This is a genomic window from Lysinibacillus sp. G1-3 (assembly GCF_056322905.1).
Genome location: NZ_JBWHYQ010000023.1, coordinates 32,200 through 51,696 on the forward strand (window position 1 = coordinate 32,200; position 19,497 = coordinate 51,696).

General features: G+C 37.0%; 17 protein-coding genes. 14 read left to right on the top strand and 3 right to left on the bottom strand.

Features of this window, described 5'->3' with window-relative positions:
- Positions 1–85 precede the first annotated feature (85 nt).
- From ACVYAD_RS21260 to ACVYAD_RS21285, 6 genes are all read left to right on the top strand, one after another.
- On the top strand, positions 86–1,432 hold the full coding sequence (locus tag ACVYAD_RS21260; protein WP_476427871.1) for a cytochrome ubiquinol oxidase subunit I: 1,347 nt from the start codon (positions 86–88) through the stop codon (positions 1,430–1,432).
- On the top strand, positions 1,429–2,454 hold the full coding sequence (locus tag ACVYAD_RS21265) for a cytochrome d ubiquinol oxidase subunit II (protein ID WP_476427872.1): 1,026 nt from the start codon (positions 1,429–1,431) through the stop codon (positions 2,452–2,454). Before ACVYAD_RS21260 ends, ACVYAD_RS21265 begins: the two co-directional genes overlap by 4 nt.
- 13 nt (positions 2,455–2,467) lie before the next feature.
- Positions 2,468–2,590: a cytochrome bd oxidase small subunit CydS family protein gene (gene cydS, locus ACVYAD_RS21270; protein ID WP_256469478.1), complete on the top strand. Its 123-nt coding sequence runs from the start codon at positions 2,468–2,470 to the stop codon at positions 2,588–2,590.
- 167 nt (positions 2,591–2,757) lie between these two features.
- Positions 2,758–4,131: a 23S rRNA (uracil(1939)-C(5))-methyltransferase RlmD gene (rlmD, locus tag ACVYAD_RS21275; RefSeq protein ID WP_476427873.1), complete on the top strand. Its 1,374-nt coding sequence runs from the start codon at positions 2,758–2,760 to the stop codon at positions 4,129–4,131.
- Positions 4,131–4,319 carry a hypothetical protein gene (locus ACVYAD_RS21280; RefSeq protein ID WP_132363450.1) on the top strand — a complete coding sequence of 63 codons (189 nt, stop codon included), beginning with the start codon at positions 4,131–4,133 and terminating at the stop codon, positions 4,317–4,319. Before rlmD ends, ACVYAD_RS21280 begins: the two co-directional genes overlap by 1 nt.
- 501 nt (positions 4,320–4,820) lie before the next feature.
- The gene (locus ACVYAD_RS21285) at positions 4,821–5,789 is read left to right on the top strand and encodes a tRNA dihydrouridine synthase (protein WP_197143588.1); all 969 of its coding nucleotides are present in this window, start codon (positions 4,821–4,823) and stop codon (positions 5,787–5,789) included.
- Positions 5,790–5,877: 88 nt separating this feature from the next.
- Here the strand turns inward: ACVYAD_RS21285 and ACVYAD_RS21290 are convergent, their stop codons facing one another.
- A complete protein-coding gene (locus ACVYAD_RS21290; RefSeq protein ID WP_079562673.1) occupies positions 5,878–6,075 on the bottom strand; it encodes an alpha/beta-type small acid-soluble spore protein in 198 nt (65 codons plus the stop codon).
- A gap of 206 nt (positions 6,076–6,281) precedes the next feature.
- On the opposite strand from ACVYAD_RS21290, the gene ACVYAD_RS21295 reads away from it, so the two are divergent.
- The 3 genes from ACVYAD_RS21295 (at position 6,282) to ACVYAD_RS21305 (ending at position 8,320) form a co-directional block, all read left to right on the top strand.
- On the top strand, positions 6,282–6,776 hold the full coding sequence (locus ACVYAD_RS21295; RefSeq protein WP_079562674.1) for a YehS family protein: 495 nt from the start codon (positions 6,282–6,284) through the stop codon (positions 6,774–6,776).
- A gap of 315 nt (positions 6,777–7,091) precedes the next feature.
- A complete protein-coding gene (locus tag ACVYAD_RS21300) occupies positions 7,092–7,289 on the top strand; it encodes a hypothetical protein (protein WP_079562675.1) in 198 nt (65 codons plus the stop codon).
- Positions 7,290–7,639: 350 nt separating this feature from the next.
- On the top strand, positions 7,640–8,320 hold the full coding sequence (locus tag ACVYAD_RS21305) for a hypothetical protein (RefSeq protein ID WP_476427874.1): 681 nt from the start codon (positions 7,640–7,642) through the stop codon (positions 8,318–8,320).
- Between the two features lie 91 nt (positions 8,321–8,411).
- Here the strand turns inward: ACVYAD_RS21305 and ACVYAD_RS21310 are convergent, their stop codons facing one another.
- Positions 8,412–10,106 (bottom strand): methyl-accepting chemotaxis protein, encoded by a 1,695-nt coding sequence (locus ACVYAD_RS21310; protein ID WP_476427875.1) that lies wholly within the window; start codon positions 10,104–10,106, stop codon positions 8,412–8,414.
- A gap of 343 nt (positions 10,107–10,449) precedes the next feature.
- Here ACVYAD_RS21310 and ACVYAD_RS21315 point away from each other — a divergent pair, with 343 nt between their 5' ends.
- Entirely contained in the window at positions 10,450–11,316 is an 867-nt protein-coding gene (locus tag ACVYAD_RS21315; protein WP_476427876.1) for a copper amine oxidase N-terminal domain-containing protein, read from the top strand.
- Positions 11,317–11,429: 113 nt separating this feature from the next.
- Here the strand turns inward: ACVYAD_RS21315 and ACVYAD_RS21320 are convergent, their stop codons facing one another.
- A complete protein-coding gene (locus ACVYAD_RS21320; protein WP_476427877.1) occupies positions 11,430–12,431 on the bottom strand; it encodes a M23 family metallopeptidase in 1,002 nt (333 codons plus the stop codon).
- Between the two features lie 173 nt (positions 12,432–12,604).
- Here ACVYAD_RS21320 and ACVYAD_RS21325 point away from each other — a divergent pair, with 173 nt between their 5' ends.
- The 4 genes from ACVYAD_RS21325 to ACVYAD_RS21340 all read left to right on the top strand — a co-directional run bounded on the left by ACVYAD_RS21325 (position 12,605) and on the right by ACVYAD_RS21340 (position 19,006).
- On the top strand, positions 12,605–13,870 hold the full coding sequence (locus ACVYAD_RS21325) for a saccharopine dehydrogenase NADP-binding domain-containing protein (protein WP_476427878.1): 1,266 nt from the start codon (positions 12,605–12,607) through the stop codon (positions 13,868–13,870).
- Between the two features lie 231 nt (positions 13,871–14,101).
- A complete protein-coding gene (locus ACVYAD_RS21330; protein ID WP_349661108.1) occupies positions 14,102–15,997 on the top strand; it encodes a PrkA family serine protein kinase in 1,896 nt (631 codons plus the stop codon).
- Between the two features lie 420 nt (positions 15,998–16,417).
- Positions 16,418–17,575 (top strand): sporulation protein YhbH, encoded by a 1,158-nt coding sequence (gene yhbH / locus ACVYAD_RS21335; RefSeq protein ID WP_476427879.1) that lies wholly within the window; start codon positions 16,418–16,420, stop codon positions 17,573–17,575.
- Between the two features lie 33 nt (positions 17,576–17,608).
- On the top strand, positions 17,609–19,006 hold the full coding sequence (locus tag ACVYAD_RS21340; RefSeq protein WP_349661109.1) for a SpoVR family protein: 1,398 nt from the start codon (positions 17,609–17,611) through the stop codon (positions 19,004–19,006).
- Positions 19,007–19,497: the final 491 nt, after the last annotated feature.

The following is a 19,497-nucleotide window of genomic DNA, read 5'->3' on the forward strand; positions in this document are numbered from 1 at the left end:
AGCTCATTTGGCTAAGCTTTGGTGTTGCAATTATCATGCTACTTTCCATACTTGGAAGAATATTTGGAGGTTAGGGGGCAATGAAATGGTGAATGAATCAGCAGTCTTTTGGAGTAGAGCATTAACGGAGCTAACTTTATCGTTCCATATTATTTATGCAACGATTGGTGTTGGTGTCCCATTAATGATTATGATCGCACAATGGACTGGGTATAAAAAGAATGATGAGCACTATATTTTAATGGCAAGACGTTGGGCGCGCGGCTTTGTTATTACAGTTGCCGTCGGAGTTGTAACAGGGACAGCAATTGGCTTACAGTTGTCTTTACTATGGCCGAATTTTATGCAGCTTGCTGGCCAAACGATTGCATTACCACTTTTCATGGAAACGTTCGCATTTTTCTTTGAAGCCATCTTCCTAGGCATCTACTTATATACTTGGGATCGCTTCGATAGTCAGAAAAAGCATATGCTACTATTAATTCCGGTTGCTGTTGGTGCATCGATGTCAGCTGTGTTTATTACAATTGTCAATGCGTTTATGAATGCACCACAAGGATTTGACATTGTAGACGGACAGCTTGTAAATATTCAACCTTTTTTAGCGATGTTTAATCCAGCGATGCCGACAAAGGTAGCACATGTTCTCGTTACAGCCTACATGACGTCCGCGTTCGTATTAGCATCTATTGCAGGATACCGTCTACTTAGAGGTTCTAAGCATATATACCATAAAAAATCTTTACTACTACTTATGAAGATTGGTTTGATTTTCTCTATTGCAGCGGCGATTATTGGAGACTTTTCAGGAAAATATTTAGCTGAATATCAGCCTGAGAAATTAGCTGCAGCTGAGTGGCATTTTGAAACGGGAGACAAAGCTTCCCTTATACTCTTTGGTGTATTAAATGGTGAAGAAGTAAAATATGCTATTAAAGTACCTTATGCTTTGAGTGTTTTAGCACATAATAATCCAAATGCAGAGGTAATTGGATTAGATCAATTTGCAAAAGAAGATCGACCACCACTATATATTCATTACCTCTTCAATATCATGGTGTTTATTGGCATGTTCATGGCACTCGTTTCACTGCTTTACGTAACCGGGAAAGCACGTGATTGGCAGTTTATTCATACGCGTTGGTTTAGATGGATTGTTGTGGCAGGTGGACCACTTTCCATTATTGCAATTGAAGCAGGGTGGTGGCTTGCAGAAGTGGGACGGCAGCCTTGGATATTACGTGGATTAATGCGAACACCAGAAGGAGCCACAACGAGTAACCATGTGGATTTAATGCTGGTGTTGTTTGCAGGTGTGTATATTGTATTGGGAATAGGAAGTATTGTAGTTTTAGTTCGTATGTTCAAAAAGAATCCAATTGAGCGTGAAATAGAAGATCGCCATGAAGAAAAAGGCGGTGACATCTTATGACATTAGAAATTTTAGGTATTTCAGTTCTATGGATTTTCCTATTTGGTTATGTCATCGTAGCTTCAATCGATTTTGGTGCAGGCTTTTTTAATGCCTACAGCTTACTCATCGGAAAAAATCACATTTTAACGAATATTATTAAACGCTATTTATCACCAGTTTGGGAAGTTACTAATGTCTTTTTAGTATTCTTCTTTGTTGGGATTGTTGGATTTTTCCCACAAACAGCTTTCTATTATGGAACGATTTTACTTGTTCCAGTTAGTATTTCGCTAGTGCTTCTTGCGATACGAGGCTCCTACTATGCATTTGAATCATATGGCGCGCGTGGACATATCGGTTACACGTTAACGTATGGTATATCAGGATTACTCATTCCTGCCTCACTCTCTGTTGTATTCGCGATTGCTGCTGGTGGCTATGTTGATCTTGTTGACGGGCAACCAGTCTTGAATTATTGGACGTTGTATAAGAGCCCGTTTGCTTGGAGTATTGTCGTGTTGAGCATTGCAGCTGTACTTTATATTTCAGCCGTGTTTTTAACTTGGTATGCACATAAAGCAAAGGATCGAGAAGCTACAAATTTAATGCGAAAATACGCACTTGCTTGGGCAATACCGTTAATGGTGAGTGCGCTCGGTATTATGTACGAAATGAAATTTATTAACCGTGAAAGTTACAATAACATGGTTAATTTATGGTGGATGTTTGCCATATCTGCCGTGCTGTTTATTATTACTGTAGTGTTAATATGGATGCGAAAAAATTACGGTCTAGCGGTTAGTCTATTAATTGCCCAATTTGCAGTGGCATTCTTTGCATATGGAATTGCCCAATATCCATATTTACTGTATCCGTATTTAACAATTTACGATAGCTTTACAAGTACACAAATGGCGATTGCGCTCGTTATTGCATTTGTTTTGGGACTATGTCTGCTTATTCCATCACTGTTCTTATTGTTGAAATTATTCCTTTTCAACAAAAATTATGTGACAGGAAAAGAAGACAATCACGCATAGGAGGGATACAACTATGACAAGTTTTTTGATTTTTTATGCACCATTTATAGTCGTCATTCTAGGTGTAGTTGCTGCTTTCTGGTGGGCACCTAGAGATTACCATACAGTAAGGAAAGAGGGGAAGAGTCGCGAATAGCGGCTCTTTTTTCTACTCATGTAAAGGTGATCAGTTTGAAGAGAGCTTGTCTTACCTGATCAGTCTAGAAGGAGAGCCGACCACATTTGAGCCTAATATGAAGCCAAGTTCTTTTTTCATCCGCCTCAACATGCTACAATAAAGAGATTGAAATGGAGGATGTACGAATGTCAGCACCCGTGAAAAAGAATGACCGACTAACAGTTTATATAGAAGATTTAACACATGATGGCAATGGCGTCGCAAAGGTCGATGGCTATCCATTATTTATCCAAGGTGCACTTCCTAGTGAAACGGCGGAAGTACATGTTGTAAAAACGTTAAAAAACTATGGCTTTGCAAAGGTCGTAGAAATTCTCGAACCATCATCAGATCGTGTAGATGCGCCTTGTGAATATTTTAAACAATGTGGTGGCTGCCAATTACAGCACCTGTCTTATGAAGGACAGTTAAAATGGAAAGAAAACATGGTGCGTAATGTTATGCAGCGCATTGGAAAAATTGATGCGCCTGTTCTACCAGTGAAGGGCATGGAAGAGCCTTGGCATTACCGTAATAAAGCGCAAATACCTTTCTCCTCAAATGAAGCAGGACAAGCAATTGCTGGTTTCTACAAAACGAAGTCTCATAGCATTGTGGATATGGAGCGATGCTTAATTCAGACTGGGGAAGCCGATGCTATTCTTGCAGGTTTGAAAAAGGAACTAGCGGCAATCGGAGTTCGACCATACAACGAATTATCGCATGAGGGAATGCTGCGCCACGTAGTTGTTCGTAAGGCACGAGCAACTGGTGAAGTGATGGTTGTTCTCGTAACTAAAAAGAAAAAATTCCCGCAAAAAGATGCTGCTGTTGCGACAATTCAGAAGCTTGTCCCGAATGTCACATCGATTATGCAAAACGTTAATAGCGACAAAACGAACGTTATTTTCGGTGATGAAACCGTAAATTTGTGGGGCAAGGACGTTATTATTGATACAATTGGCGATGTTCGCTTTGAAATTTCAGCCCGTTCATTTTATCAAGTAAACCCTGAGCAAACGGAAGTTCTATACAAACAAGCATTAGACTACGCTAACTTACAAGGCGATGAACGAGTAATTGATGCTTACTGTGGTATCGGCACAATTTCATTATTCCTTGCACAACAAGCAAAGGCTGTTATGGGTGTAGAAATTGTCCCACAAGCGATTGAAGATGCAAAACGCAATGCAGCACTAAATGGGTTTACAAATACGTATTTCGAGGCTGGGCCAGCAGAAGAAGTCATTCCACGTTGGTATAAGGAAGGCAAAGAAGCGGATGTTTTAGTAGTTGATCCACCACGCAAAGGCTGCGATGAGGCGCTTCTTCAGACGATTTTAGAGCAACGTCCTAAGCGTGTTGTTTATGTGTCCTGTAATCCAGCTACACTTGCACGTGACCTTCGAATTTTGGAGGATGGGGGCTATCAAACACAGGAGATTCAACCTGTGGATATGTTCCCGCATTCGACGCATGTGGAGGTTGTTACGAAACTAACTCTAAAGGAGCGATCATAATGGACGCAGCAAAAAAATGGCTCTCTATCCCGAAAGATATCAGAGAAATGCTCGTGAAAAACGTATTTTGTGGCAATTGTGGTGTAACGACAATTGTGAAGTACACGATACAAGAGGGGGAATATGCCCCTGTATTGAAGGGGAAGTGCAAGACTTGTGGTAGGGATGTTGCTCGGGTAATTGATTAGTGAATGATAGAACTCTGAAAGGATGGAGTGAATATTCCATCCTTTTTGTGTAAGCATGGAAGGGTTTTGGTTGAATCTTATGCTTGAATAGAAGAGGTTACTTTTGATATATGTGATGAAAATTATACACCTCATAATTGGTATCAGAACATTATAATAGGCAGTTCAAGAACGTGGGTTTGATATCAAAGGGTTATAATTCGATTGCTTTATGATAAATTAACCGTTTTCTTGAATTGCTTTTTTATGTTTTTGGAATAAAGTGTCCACTATTCGGGGTTCAGTTCAAAAAACTATGCCATCTGCCTTTTTGTTTATAAGGACCGATTTTCGTTAAAATAAACATAGCTGATTTTTACAAATTATAAATGTCATATGTATTTGTGTTTGATAATCAGTTATTGAGCATGATATAAGTGTAAAAGAAGTGGAACATTCGGCTTTATATTTTATGACCGAGAGTTTAAAGTTGTATCCATATTGAGAGGAATTGAGTTTGAAATGATAGATAATTTTTGGCGTGATTTACCACGACCATTTTTTGTACTTGCACCAATGGAAGATGTGACGGATGTTGTTTTTCGTCATGTAGTAAGTGAAGCCGGTAAACCGGACGTATTTTTCACAGAGTTTACAAACTCGGATAGCTATTGTCATCCAGAGGGCATGAAAAGTGTGAGAGGCCGTTTGATTTTTACAGAAGATGAACAGCCAATGGTGGCACATATTTGGGGAGACAATCCCGAATATTTCCGTCAAATGAGTATTGGTATGGCGGAGCTAGGTTTTAAAGGCATCGATATAAATATGGGTTGTCCTGTCCCGAATGTAGCATCGAGAGGGAAAGGTAGTGGCCTTATTTTGCGTCCAGACGTTGCGGCAGAGCTTATTCAAGCGGCAAAAGCAGGAGGACTACCTGTCAGCGTGAAAACACGACTTGGCTTTAAAGAGGTAAATGAGTGGGAGGAGTGGCTGACGCATATTTTAAAACAAGATATTGCGAACCTTTCTATTCATTTACGTACAAGAAAGGAAATGAGCCAAGTAGATGCACATTGGGAGCTAATTCCGGAAATCAAAAAATTACGTGACCGTATCGCACCAAATACGTTGCTAACAATCAATGGAGACATTCCTGACCGTCAAACTGGGCTGCAGCTTGCTGAACAATATGGCATTGATGGCGTTATGATCGGGCGAGGTATTTTTAAAAATCCTTTTGCTTTTGAAAAAGAGCCGAAAGAGCATAGTAGTAAAGAGTACCTTGATCTTTTAAGACTGCAGCTGGATCTTCAAGATCAATATGCAGAAGTACTACCACGTTCAATCTCTGGGCTTCATCGATTTTTCAAAATTTACGTAAAAGGATTCCGTGGAGCTGGTGAATTAAGAAATCAATTGATGAACACGAAATCAACAGATGAAGTGCGTGCATTGCTTGATAATTTTGAATCAAACAATGTTGATTGAGATGTAAGGGTAGACTGATGTAATAGCAAAAACATGAAAGAACGAATTCCAATTAAATAAAAGGGATTCGTTCTTTTTGAAATTATTATTATAATAAACCTTTTGAACGTTTTTCAGCCATTTCTACAAGGCGTTTTGTAATTTCTCCTCCGACTGAACCGTTTGCACGAGAAGAGGCTTCTGGCCCTAATTGTACATTAAATTCTTGTGCGATTTCATACTTCAATTGAGTAACAGCTTCATGTACACCAGGAACTAGAAGTTTATTTGAACTACGATTAGCCATTTTTCTCACCTCCTTGTGATTAGAATGGTCGAGAGTTGGCTAATCATACATTTAAAAAAGTAAAATGCGCATTCTAAATACTATAGTAAAGTAACTTTTGGAAAGCTAACTAAAATTGTGAATGTCTCTGCTATAATAAAGTAATGCTTCAATCTTGAATATACGATTGTTAGAAGCGCTTTACAGTTAAAATGGAGGTTTTTTAAATGACGAACAATGATATTTTAATTCGTTTAAGATATGCATTAGATATCAAAAATAAAGATATGGTTGAAATTTTTAAGCTAGGTGGTATGGACTTTACGAAGGAAGAAGTATTGAACATGCTTATTAAAGTTAATGATGAGGAAGAAGCACCAGAAGAATACATCAAATGTAATAATAAAATGGTAGAGGCTTTTTTAAATGGATTTATTACATTTAAACGAGGTCCGCAAAAGCCTAAATCTGGTCAGCCAGAAGGACCACCGCCTGTTTCAGGAAAAGAAAGCCCTAATAATATGCTATTAAAGAAAGTGAAGATAGCGTTAGCCTTAACGAGTGAGGAGATGCTCGATATTTTATATGATGGTGGCGTTAACGTCTCGAAAGGCGAATTAGGCGCCATTTTAAGAAATCCAAGCCATCGTAACTATAAAGAATGTGGCGATCGCTTTGTAAGGAATTTTTTAAGAGGGTTAACATATAAATATAGAGACTGAAATGGCTCGAACTAAAATATATTGTTGATTAAAAAGAAGCGTGAAGTTCGCAACGCTCTATTGATTTTAGTCAAGTGGAAATTTAAGTGAATAGCCAATGAATTATTCATGAACAATGCAGCTGCAATTTTGTAGCTGCTTTATTTATGAGGTTTTTACGCAAATATCTATAATAAGGCTAAAAATTTCTGTAAAAAGCACGTTTTTCTTAGTCGAATGTAGTTGACAATTTGTGGCGGAATTGTGTACACTGAAATTGACATAAAGTTGTCACAAAGATGGAAAATAAATGTTCACGAACAGAGGGGTGCTTTTATGTTCAGTTTAAAAATTTTATTAGTTGCTATCGCATGTGTTACTATCCCACTTGTTGTTGCTGCAATTATGATAGACATTTTTTATGCAGAAAAGAAACAAGTTCGTTTTTCATTACGCCGTACATCGATGTGGTATGCGAGTATGTTTGCGGTGTCATTTATACCGGCAGTTTTAGTCATGACACTAAACGGATAAGTATTTTTAATATGAATAATCATTTAGGGGTAATTGATTATTTTAAATTATAGTAACAGCTACAATATTATGTTGTAGCTGTTTTAACTTTTTAAGGAAATATCTTTTGTAGCGAAAGCAATGCGTCGCCTCGGAGTAGAAATCAACCTTTGCTTATTGATTTACATTATTTTATCTTTATTTTTATGTCGACAAGCTGACACGAAAGCATGGATGAAAAATCCGTTTCATGATAGTAGCGCAAATAATTCCTATAGAAATTAAGAATGAAAAGATAATCGTTAGAATAAAATTTCTATTAATATGGATGAAATAATCCTATCGATTATCTTTTTGAGGGTGGGAGATGGATGAAAACCTTTTTTATTTTATTTCTTGGGATGATCTATATATTACTAGCAAATTCAGTCGAAACGGATACCTTTAGTAAGGTATATTTTTTAATTGGCTTAGGGTTAGTAATAGCGGGAATTTTTCGGTATGTGAAAGAACGATTTATTTATATCAATACATTAAATGAAATGAAAGAGGCGAGTGAGGAGGAGCTTATGGCTATCCCTCATACACAGTGCATCATCTCAAATGATTGTTTAAGTGCTTTATTATTAAATGAACCTACAAATACACTTATCCTAGCAAGTAGAGAAGATTTAGAAGAAGATTTGATAAAAAAAGAAATTCCATTCGGAAAAATATATGAAGTAGCTATAGTAGAGGACGACATGTACATTGCTAGGACGAGCAATAACTTCATAAGTGGTTTATTACTTGGTGAAGATATGGATATAGAAGAAGAGGAATTAGGCGAAGAGGACTCTGAGTCTGACACTATGTCTTCGCTGACGTTGAAAATTGTAGCAGATAATTTATCTGACCCCATTTTAGAATTTGTTTTTATGGATAACAGTGAACCTCTATCAAGAGAAGAGGATGAGTATCAAGAAGTGCTGGAGCTATGTGAGGAATGGTTTCAGAAGATTAGCGTGATAATTAATCGCTATGAGCTGGAGAGGGTACCAATTAGGCATTAGTATTAATGTAAAAAAAGCTATCTCGACCGTAATGTCGAGATAGCTTTTTTAAGTGGAATCGCCCTGAAGTGATCAGGTATCACCTTGAACCTTAAATTTTAAATTGCTGTAATTGGCTATTTAGTTCTTCAGCCATATTAGCGAGATGATTTGCACCCCTTGAAATTTCCTCCATAGTAGCAGCTGTTTCCTCTACAGTAGCTGTTGTTTGTTCTACACCAGCTGCAGACTCTTGTGAAATAGAAGCCATTTCATCGATGGAGACATTGATGGATTCGGAATTTTGAGCGACTTTATTTAAATTGCTTGAAATAGTATTTATGTTAAGAATCATTTCCTCAACAGCTTCCGAAATTTGTTCAAATGTTTCATTTGTTTGATTTAGTTGTACGGTTCCTCTTTTTACTTCCTCGTAGCCGGATTGTAGAGCGGTTGTTACATTGCCAGTTTCACCTTGTATTCGGTTGACGATTGTTGAAATATCTGTGACAGAGAACTGTACTTCTTCTGCAAGCTTCCGAACTTCATCGGCTACAACTGCAAAACCTTTTCCGTGCTCACCTGCGCGAGCTGCTTCGATGGCAGCGTTTAAGGCCAGTAAATTTGTTTGATTTGAAATATCATCAATGACAGAAACAAGCTTGGAAATTTCCGCAGACTGCACATTTAAGCCTTCAACTTTTTTCACTGAATCTAAAACAATTTCATTAATGGTTGTCATTTGTTGTGTTGATTGTACCATTAAGCCTTTACCTGTAGTTGTTAGTTCTTGTACATGATTTGAATGCGTTTTTAATTCAATGCCTTCTTGTGTTGTTTCATGAATACTACGTTGGAAAGAAGTCATTGTTTCGGCTAAATCACCGGCAGTAGATGCTTGTGTTTCAGTGCCAGAGGCTAGCTCCTGCATTGTTACGGTAATTTGCTCTGTACCTGATTGTACTTCATTAGCCGATTGGGCCAGCTCTTCGCTACTAGCTGCTACAGTTTCGGAAACAGTATGGATGGAGCTTATCGTTTGCTTTAACTTTTCATTCATATTATTTGCGGAAAGCATTAATTGACCAATCTCATCTCGATGAGTTATTGGAAGTGGTTCATGTTGTAGATTGCCATCTGCTAATTCGCTCATGCGTTTTGAGACAGTTGTAATAGGTTTAGAAATATTGCTAGCAGTAACAATGGCGACTAGGATACCCGCGATTGTCAATACAATGCTAACAATTAGTCCAACTGTTTTATTGCTTAAACTTGTTGATACTACGTCATCCCCTACCTTAGTAATGGCGACTGAGCGTTTATCGGCCAATTCTTCATAACCAACACGAACATCGATTACAAGATTATTGATAGCTGTTAAATTTTTTAATGCTAATTCTCTATCCCCTTTTTTATAAACGTCGAATACTTCGGTATTTACGCGATTGCTCCATGTACGTGCCATTTCTACTAGAGCCTCACGCTCATGTGTATTTTCGTATTTCTCTACAATCTCGTTATTTTCCTCTGCGATTTTACGATATTCATTAAACATTTCTATGTATTTTTCATCACCAGTTACAACATAACTTAAAGCTGCAGAGAGACGAACACTCATAGACATTGCTAAATCTTTACTTGCCGTTAAGACTTGTAAATCTTCTTTTACTAAACCTTCTGCTTGTTTTTCCATCTTATTATTAGAAATATACGTATAGGCTGTAAAACAAACAACTAATACGATCAAAAGAAGAAATGCACTTAAAATTCGTGCTTTAAGTGTTTTAAACTGATAAATTCCCTTCATCTTTTCCCATCCCTTTATTGTTCATTTTCAATGTAGAACTGTAAAAAATTGAAATAATAATTGTTATAGTACAAATATATTTTATAACTAATTAGATATATACATAAGCCCTTTTAATGGAAAAATTTAAAAATGGTTTTTTAGTACAATAACAAATCCTAGTTATGAATGATAGATAGTTAAATATATACGTCTAAATAGAAATTCTGATGTTTTTTTAATGCTTTTATGTATTTATACCTAACTGAGGAGCTTCTTTTAAATCGCTGTTATTATTATCCATATTTTAGTTTGAATGGTATAATTGTTCCGAAAAACAATGCGATTATAGGAGGGATATGGTATGAACAAATGGTTCAAAATAATAGGCTTCGTGATATTTGTGAGCTGTATTGGCAATACTTCAGCATATGCAACTTCCTCTACTTCTCTTTTTGTCAACGGTAAAGCTGAGTATGACTTTATTACGCTTGAAGGAAGAACAATGGTTAAACTAAGGTCTCTGAGCGACCCATCATGGCCTGTGCTCGCTTATAATCCTAAGACCGGTGTCGTCACGATTCAAAATAAAGATAAGAGTAAGAAAGTACAGCTTGTGGCAGGAAAAAAGACAGCTACAGTTAATGGGAAAACAATAAAATTAGATGCTGCAGTAGTAAATAAAAACGGTAGCACTTATGTGCCAATTCGTTTCATTAGCGAGACACTTGGCGGTTATGTTTATTACAATAATAAAGATAAACGGGTCATTGTCCGTACACCTGCGGGTCAGGAAGAATACGAGACACTGATGCGCGGGGATCTCACGAAGGCGCGTCATATTGTGCTCGGACTAGAAAAACTAACAGATGAAGCGCCGCCTTTACATGCTGGAGAAGGGTATAATTACTCTTATTACACGTTTCCAGAAGGAGAAGCATTGCGTTTCACGCTGAATCTCGCCGGCTATAGCGATGCTTATTATGAAGTGAATAATGAAGGTCTGGCAGTCATTAAATGGCAGAAGGATGATGTGGCTGAACGAGAGTGGGGAGCGAAACCAGCCTTTAAAAGCTATGTTTATTTCTTGAACGAGTATATGGCTGGCTTATTCACTTATGGAATTGTAGACGCTCAGGGCAAAGATACGGAGCTGGGAAAAATCCATCCGGATAATAGCTACAACCTAGTTCTACAAATTGAAGGGGAGAAACGAACGGATCAGAGGTAGAAAGATTGTGGTAAATTAGCGACTGAAGCTCACAGAAGCTTTAGAAATTATCGGATATATGTAACTAAAAGAAGGATGGATAAAGTCAATTTTATCTATCCTTCTTTTTTTAATTACTGTTTTTGCTTTGCTTTTTTTGCTTGTCTTTCCCATTGTAGTAATGATGGATATGGATCAAATGCCCATTCTGTACGTCCGTTGAATTTATAGATGCCGTAGTGAAGATGAGGCGGGAATTTTCCAGACGTTCCTTCTTTACCGTAACCAGAACTACCAACAGTACCGAGAACAGTTCCAGGTTCGACAAGGTCTCCTACTTTAATTTTCTTATTATAACTACCGAGATGGGCATAATAATGATAGGAGTTATGATTATCTCGAATTCCTATACGCCAACCACCGAATTGGTTCCAGCCCTTTATTTCCACTACTCCATAAGAGGTAGATAGCACTGGAGTACCATAGCTAGCGAAAACATCTGTGCCTTCATGAATACGGCGTCCACCCCAGCCCCTATTGTCACCCCATGTACTTCGATAGCTGTAATCGTAATTAGTAGGGAGTGGGAAAGTGTGATCGTCAAGCTCTGTTGTTTTGAAATGACTATACATTTTGGAAATGGTAAAGATTTGATTTACGGCCTGTTCGCTTCCGTAATACTCCCATAAAGCTAATTTAAAGTCTTCATCAGTTGTTCCAAATTTGCTTAAAAAAGTAGCCATGGAGAATATTGTATCGATATCATCCTTTGGACTGGCAACTCCATCACCGTTGCCATCTAGCCCCATCCCACCAAAGTAACTAATGGTTTCTGGACGAGTATCATCTCTGACGGGATTTAAAGCACCTGACCAATATTCATCAGAAAATTGAATGGAAATAATACCATCCCGTTTCGGAATATCTTTACGAACTGATTGCAAATTGCGTTCATATTGGTCAATTGCTGCTAAGAAATGCCACGGGATAAGTAATTCGTCAAATTGTACGTAATGGGCCATACGTTGCTGCACAATTTCTTCTTGTGTGGGCTCTTCTTTTGCGAACGCAACAGTGGGGAGAGTAAAACTCCATAATAACATCCATGATAAAAGGAATATAAAATGGCGATTCAATAGTGGACCTCCTTTCTACAGTTAGAATAACCGAAAAAAATTTTTTCATAAGTCAGTTTGTACACTGTAAATAATCATAAAATGTCAATCTATTAACGCTTATTTAATAGATTACTACCTAAGGCAAATGCTTTCTAATACATATGCTATTTATACGAAAGCGAGGTTATAGAATGGTAGTATATAACAACTCTATTACGATTCTAGGTAGTTGTGGAGGTGTTGCAAAAGCAGTACTTACGATATTAAATAAAACAGTTCAAGACAAGTCTGATTCTATTAATCCAATCATCGAAAAAAGCTTAATTCATTTAGTAGACAAGAGGGAAATTGATCAGAAGTCTCTTGCGCATCTATATCCAAATTTAAGAAATCAGCTTGTCGTTCATCAATTTGATTTAATTGATCAACCGATATTAATGGAACATCTGAAAAAAACAAATACTACTGTTGTCATTGACGTTTCTTGGGCGGATACAGTGGAAATGATGCAATGTTGTAATAATCTGGGTATTAATTATATAAATACAGCTTTAGAAAATCCATTTATAGATGAAAATGAGGAATTGTATGAGGGCTTTGGTTTAATTGAAAGGATTAGGCATTTAGAAAAATACAAAGATGAAATTTCAAATGCTGTTGCAATAGTTTGCTCTGGCATGAATCCTGGTGTTGTACAATGGATGACATTTGAATTACAAAAGGAAGTAAACGATGATTCATTATTGGCCTGCTATATTGTTGAGCATGATACTTCTTTCTTTAAGGATAAAAGCAAAGCCAAGAAAAATGTTATTTATACAACTTGGTCACCTGAATGTTTCTTAGATGAAGCCATAATGAGCTATCCTATGTTCATGAGTCAAAGAACTCCACTTTTTCTTTATGAAAAAGTATATGATTTAGAATTTAAGGTGAATCTAGGGGATAAACAATTTTTTGGCTGTTTAATGCCTCATGAAGAGGTGTATAGCTTAGGGAAAATGTTGAATGTGGAAAGTGGGTTCCTATATAAAGTCAATGACCATACGACAGAGTTAATAGTATCTAATATCGATGATTTAGATAATTTATGGGATTTTAAAATGGAGGTGCTTGATCCACATAATGCTCCATTAGAAGGAGAGGATTTATGCGGTGTTCTGCTTGTCTATAAAGATCGTGAGAAATTTATGTACAATGTTATGAAAAACGAAGAGATCTTTTCTCAGTATCAAACGAATGCTACGTATTTTCAAGTTGCATGTGGTGTCTATGCATCTTTAGCTGTCGTACTAATGGATGAAATTGAAAAAGGTGCTTATTATGTTGATGAACTATTGAAAAACACAACAAATCAGTTTGGTAATTATTTAACTTATTATATGAAGGATTTTGTCATAGGCGAAAATAATCAGTCGGATGGATTATTATTAGAACGAATTAGGAGAAAGCGTTAAAACTAAATAATTTTAATCCATCTACTGGATATAATGTAGGTGGATTTTTTTATCTTCATTCTGGGCAATAAGTTGATTTTTCAAAGTAAAGCCCTTTTAAAACCCCTTAGTAAATGGTGTAATTAGGCATTTTACATAGAAATCTTTAAAGAATGCAAAAAAGTATTGGGTATCATAATGTCATTTCCTTCATACTATGTTATAAATCAAGCCCTGAATGGAGGGAAGGCTATTAACATTTTAGATAAAGTGAAAAGCTATCGCGAAGAAGAAAATCGGCTAAAGTGGGAAGGTACATTTGCAGATTACTTAAACATCATCAAGGAAAGACCTGAAGTCGCTCAAACAGCCCATTCACGCGTCTACAATATGATAAAGAATAGTGGTGTAGAGGAACGCGATGGGCAAAAAATGTACGAATTTTTTGGGCAAGAAATTTTTGGGCTTGAAACAGCAATTGAAAGACTGGTGGAGGAATATTTCCATCCAGCAGCACGAAGATTGGATGTTAGAAAACGTATTTTGTTATTAATGGGACCAGTAAGTGGTGGTAAATCAACAATAGTGACCTTGTTGAAACGCGGACTTGAGCAATTTTCGCGAACAGATGAAGGCGCGGTTTTCGCAATTAAAGGATGTCCAATGCATGAAGATCCTCTACATTTAATTCCACATCATTTGCGTAATGAATTTTACGAGGAGTATGGTATACGAATTGAAGGAAGTTTATCGCCTTTAAATACGATGCGTCTTGAAAAGGAATATGATGGACGCATTGAAAATGTGATGATTGAACGTATTACTTTTTCAGAAGACAAACGTGTAGGCATAGGAACATTTACACCATCAGATCCTAAATCGCAAGATATTGCTGATTTAACAGGTAGTATCGATTTTTCAACAATTGGCGAATTTGGTTCAGAATCTGACCCTCGTGCTTATCGTTTTGATGGTGAGCTGAATAAGGCAAATAGAGGTATGATGGAATTCCAAGAAATGTTAAAGCTTGATGAAAAATTCTTGTGGAATTTATTATCTTTAACGCAGGAGGGTAATTTTAAAGCAGGTCGATTTGCGTTAATTAGTGCAGATGAGTTAATTGTTGCGCATACAAACGAGACGGAGTATCGCTCATTTATTTCAAATAAAAAGAATGAAGCATTACATTCACGTATTATTGTGATGCCGATTCCGTATAACTTAAAAGTTAGTCAGGAAGAATTGATTTACGAAAAAATGATTAAAGAAAGTGATATGTCCCATGTTCATATTGCACCACATGCATTAAAGGCCGCAGCAATCTTTTCGGTTCTAACAAGACTGGAAGTACCGAAAAAACAAGGTGTGGATCTTATTAAAAAAATGCGACTGTACGACGGAGAAAATGTGGAGGGATTTAATTCCGTTGACTTAGAGGAACTTAAAAAAGAGTTTCCTAACGAAGGCATGAACGGTATTGATCCACGGTATATTATTAATCGTATTTCTTCTGCTATTATCCGAAAAGAGGTACCATCCATTAATGCGTTAGATGTTCTGCGTGCACTAAAAGATGGGCTTGACCAGCATGCTTCGATTTCTCAGGAAGATCGAGAAAAATATATGAACTATATTGCCGTTGCTCGAAGAGAGTATGATGAAATTGCGAAGAACGAAGTGCAAAAAGCTTTCGTTTATTCATATGAAGAGTCTGCAAAAACATTAATGAATAATTATCTTGATAATGTAGAAGCGTTTTGTAATAAAAATAAAATTTTAGATCCATTGACTGGTGAGGAAATGAATCCAGATGAAAAATTAATGCGCTCTATCGAGGAGCAAATTGGTATTTCGGAAAATGCGAAAAAAGCATTCCGTGAGGAGATACTCATTCGTATTTCTGCTTATGCTCGAAAAGGTAAGCGTTTTGACTATAATTCTCATGAAAGATTACGAGAGGCAATACAGAAGAAACTATTTGCGGATCTCAAGGATGTCGTGAAAATTACAACATCTTCAAAAATGCCAGATGAATCACAGCTGAAGAAGATTAATGAAGTTGTAGCGAGACTTGTTGATGAACATGGCTATAATCCAACATCTGCTAATGAATTATTGCAGTATGTAGGAAGTCTGTTAAATCGTTAATAATTTTGACCTATTCAGAGGAAATCATAAGACTATTGATAGGAGTGAATAGGAGTGTCCATTTAAGGGCACTCCTTTTATCTTCATTCAGTGGGTGTCCAAATACTACTGAAATAGAGGAACTCGCCATGTCCTGTGGCAAATTTCTGTGCGACGGTAACAAGTTTATCTGTGCGAAAGCGAAGCGGCAGCAACAACGAGTTTATCTGTGCGAAAGCGAAGCGACAGCAACAACAAGGTTTTATCTGTGCGACAGCGACAACAACAATTACGTCAAGGCGAAATTGATCTTCATTCACTTAGTTTTTGCCATAGGTGAAGTAACCACGAAGTGTAATTGATTTTTCTAAAAAAGTTCAAGAAAGTGAATCACTAGCATAGTATAGAAAAACCGAATTTGATAGATGGGTGAGGATAAAAATGACTGAAAACGAAAATAAACGTTTTGCCATTTCTCAGGAAAATTGGTCCCTCCATCGTAAAGGGCACCAGGACCAGCAACGGCATATGGAAAAAGTAAAAGATGCTATTAAAAATAATTTACCTGATTTAGTTAGTGAAGAAAGTATTGTCATGTCCAATGGTCGCGAAGTTATAAAAATCCCTATACGCTCACTTGATGAATATAAAATTCGATATAACTATGATAACTCCAAGCATGTTGGGCAAGGGCAAGGAGACAGTAATGTAGGTGATGTGGTTGCGCGTGATGCTAGCAAAGGCAATCAGGCTAATGGTAAAGGAAAAGAAGCTGGTGACAAGCCAGGCCATGATTATTATGAAGCTGAAGTAAGTATTGAAGAGGTTCAAAATGTGTTATTTAACGAGCTTGAGCTACCGAACCTACAGCAAAAAGAAAAAGCGGATATTAAAACGGAAAAAATCGAGTTTAACGATATTCGAAAAAAAGGTTTAATGGGAAATGTCGATAAAAAGCGCACAATCCTTAATGCGCTAAAGCGTAATGCGATGAAAGGAAAACCAGAAATTACGCCGATTCATAATGATGATTTGCGTTTTAAAACGTGGGATGAATTGGAAAAACCTGAATCGAAGGCAGTAGTTCTTGCCATGATGGATACAAGTGGCTCGATGGGTTCCTTTGAAAAATATTGTGCTAGGAGCTTCTTCTTTTGGATGACAAAATTTTTGCGCTCCAAGTATGAAACCGTGGAAATTGAGTTTATTGCACATCATACAGAGGCAAAAGTTGTGACAGAGGAAGAATTTTTCACAAAGGGAGAAAGTGGAGGAACGATTTGTTCATCTGCTTATATAAAGGCATTGGAGTTAATTCGGGAAAAGTATAATCCTTCTCGCTACAATATTTATCCAGTACATTTTTCAGATGGTGAAAATATATCAATGGATAATGAAAAGTGCTTGAAGCTAGTGGGAGAGTTGATGGAAGTATCGAGCATGTTTGGATATGGGGAAGTCAATCAGCATAATCGCTTCTCTACACTTATGTACACCTATAAAAAAGTAGATGATCCTAAGTTTAGGTATCATATTTTGAGAAAAAAAGGCGATGTATACGATGCCCTAAAGAGCTTTTTCAAAAAAAGTGAATCATAAACCATGTTCAAAGGAGGGGACTAAAAAGTGGAGATGAAAGAGCTTGAACGAGCGATTGATGAAATTACAGAAATTGCCTCAAGCTTTGGCTTAGATTTCTTTCCGATGCGTTATGAAATTTGTCCGGCAGATATTATTTATACGTTTGGCGCATATGGTATGCCTACTCGATTTTCACATTGGAGCTTCGGTAAACAATTCCATAAAATGAAGCTTCAATATGATTTAGGGCTAAGTCAAATCTATGAGCTAGTGATTAACTCAAACCCATGTTATGCATTTTTACTTGATACAAATACGTTAACACAAAATAAATTAATTATTGCGCATGTATTGGCGCACTGCGATTTCTTTAAAAATAATGTACGCTTCTCCAATACTAGAAGAGATATGGTGGAGAGCATGACGGCAACAGCTGAAAGGATAGCTGGTTATGAAAGAGAATATGGAAAGGAGGAAGTCGAGCAGTTTTTAGATGCGATTTTAGCGATTCAGGAGCATATCGACCCATCCCTTTTACGACCAAAATTGGCTTGGAATACGGATGATGAATTTGAAGAGGAGATTTCTCAATCAAAATCGCCGTATGATGATTTATGGAATTTAGATGACAAGGAAAAAGAGTATAAATCAATCAGGCGAAAAATAAAGCACTTCCCCCCAAAACCAGAAAAAGATTTATTGCTATTTTTAGAGGAGCATAGTCGAGAGCTCGAGGACTGGCAGCGAGATATATTAACGATGATGCGTGAGGAAATGCTTTATTTTTGGCCACAATTAGAGACAAAAATTATGAATGAGGGTTGGGCTTCCTTTTGGCATCAACGTATAATGCGTGAGCTCAAGCTAACAACAGCTGAAACAATTGAGTATGCGAAATTAAATGCAGGTGTTGTACAGCCTTCAAAAACAACGATTAATCCTTATTACCTTGGTGTGAAAATTTTCGAGGATATTGAAAACCGCTATAATAATCCGACAGAAGAGATGAGAAAACTAGGCGTTCAACCTAACTCAGGTCGAGAGAAAATGTTTGAGGTAAGAGAGATAGAGTCGGACATATCCTTTATACGAAACTATTTAACGAAGGATTTAGCAAAGCGAGAGGATCTTTATTTGTTCCAGAAAAAGGGGAATGAATACCGTATTACTGATAAGGATCATGAAATGGTACGTGATCAGCTCGTATCGATGCGTGTAAACGGGGGATTCCCGTATATCGTCGTTAAAAATGGCGATTACCTTCGCAATGGAGAACTCTATTTATCGCATGGTTTTGAGGGAATAGAGCTTGATCCGCACTATTTAGAGAACGTTTTGCCATATATTTATCAGCTATGGGGTCGTCCTGTTCATTTAGAAACATATGTGGATGGAAAGCCAATGCTTTACTCATATGATGGAACAAAAAATTATAAGCGTAATGTGTAACAAAAAACTTCTATCTGTTGGTATAAAATATTCCAGCGGATAGAAGTTTTAATTTTTGACAGAGCGCTTCCCAGGGGGCGACAGAAGTTTTGGCGCTGATCCCCAAGGAGTCGCCCAGCCGTAACGAAGATCAACTTATAACAATTATGGTGCTTTGCCCTAATAAACTTTATTCGTTTTTATCTTCATCTAACAATGGAGGGGATTCATTTTCATCTTCACCACATTCACTATGATTCTTCAGCCCTTTGCTCAACATGGATATCTGTATTGTCAATGTTAATAGTAATATGATTTTTTGAAGGATCTTTTAAACGTTTATTATCACCTTTATAGTTAGACATAGCCTTCACCTCTATTATTTCATCATTACTATTAGTTATTAATTTTTCTCAAGTTTACTTTAATGTGAGGGGATGGAGACTGAAAAACTGTTCCTTATCGTAAAATTTGTTAAAATGAATAGGATTTGAATATATGAAGAACTGGAA

Coding starts and splice junctions, on each gene's coding strand:
- ACVYAD_RS21260 (WP_476427871.1), top strand. CDS start 86: ATGGTGAATGAATCAGCAGTCTTTTGGAGTAGAGCATTAACGGAGCTA.
- ACVYAD_RS21265 (WP_476427872.1), top strand. CDS start 1,429: ATGACATTAGAAATTTTAGGTATTTCAGTTCTATGGATTTTCCTATTT.
- cydS (WP_256469478.1), top strand. CDS start 2,468: ATGACAAGTTTTTTGATTTTTTATGCACCATTTATAGTCGTCATTCTA.
- rlmD (WP_476427873.1), top strand. CDS start 2,758: ATGTCAGCACCCGTGAAAAAGAATGACCGACTAACAGTTTATATAGAA.
- ACVYAD_RS21280 (WP_132363450.1), top strand. CDS start 4,131: ATGGACGCAGCAAAAAAATGGCTCTCTATCCCGAAAGATATCAGAGAA.
- ACVYAD_RS21285 (WP_197143588.1), top strand. CDS start 4,821: ATGATAGATAATTTTTGGCGTGATTTACCACGACCATTTTTTGTACTT.
- ACVYAD_RS21290 (WP_079562673.1), bottom strand. CDS start 6,075: ATGGCTAATCGTAGTTCAAATAAACTTCTAGTTCCTGGTGTACATGAA.
- ACVYAD_RS21295 (WP_079562674.1), top strand. CDS start 6,282: ATGACGAACAATGATATTTTAATTCGTTTAAGATATGCATTAGATATC.
- ACVYAD_RS21300 (WP_079562675.1), top strand. CDS start 7,092: ATGTTCAGTTTAAAAATTTTATTAGTTGCTATCGCATGTGTTACTATC.
- ACVYAD_RS21305 (WP_476427874.1), top strand. CDS start 7,640: ATGAAAACCTTTTTTATTTTATTTCTTGGGATGATCTATATATTACTA.
- ACVYAD_RS21310 (WP_476427875.1), bottom strand. CDS start 10,106: ATGAAGGGAATTTATCAGTTTAAAACACTTAAAGCACGAATTTTAAGT.
- ACVYAD_RS21315 (WP_476427876.1), top strand. CDS start 10,450: ATGAACAAATGGTTCAAAATAATAGGCTTCGTGATATTTGTGAGCTGT.
- ACVYAD_RS21325 (WP_476427878.1), top strand. CDS start 12,605: ATGGTAGTATATAACAACTCTATTACGATTCTAGGTAGTTGTGGAGGT.
- yhbH (WP_476427879.1), top strand. CDS start 16,418: ATGACTGAAAACGAAAATAAACGTTTTGCCATTTCTCAGGAAAATTGG.
- ACVYAD_RS21340 (WP_349661109.1), top strand. CDS start 17,609: ATGAAAGAGCTTGAACGAGCGATTGATGAAATTACAGAAATTGCCTCA.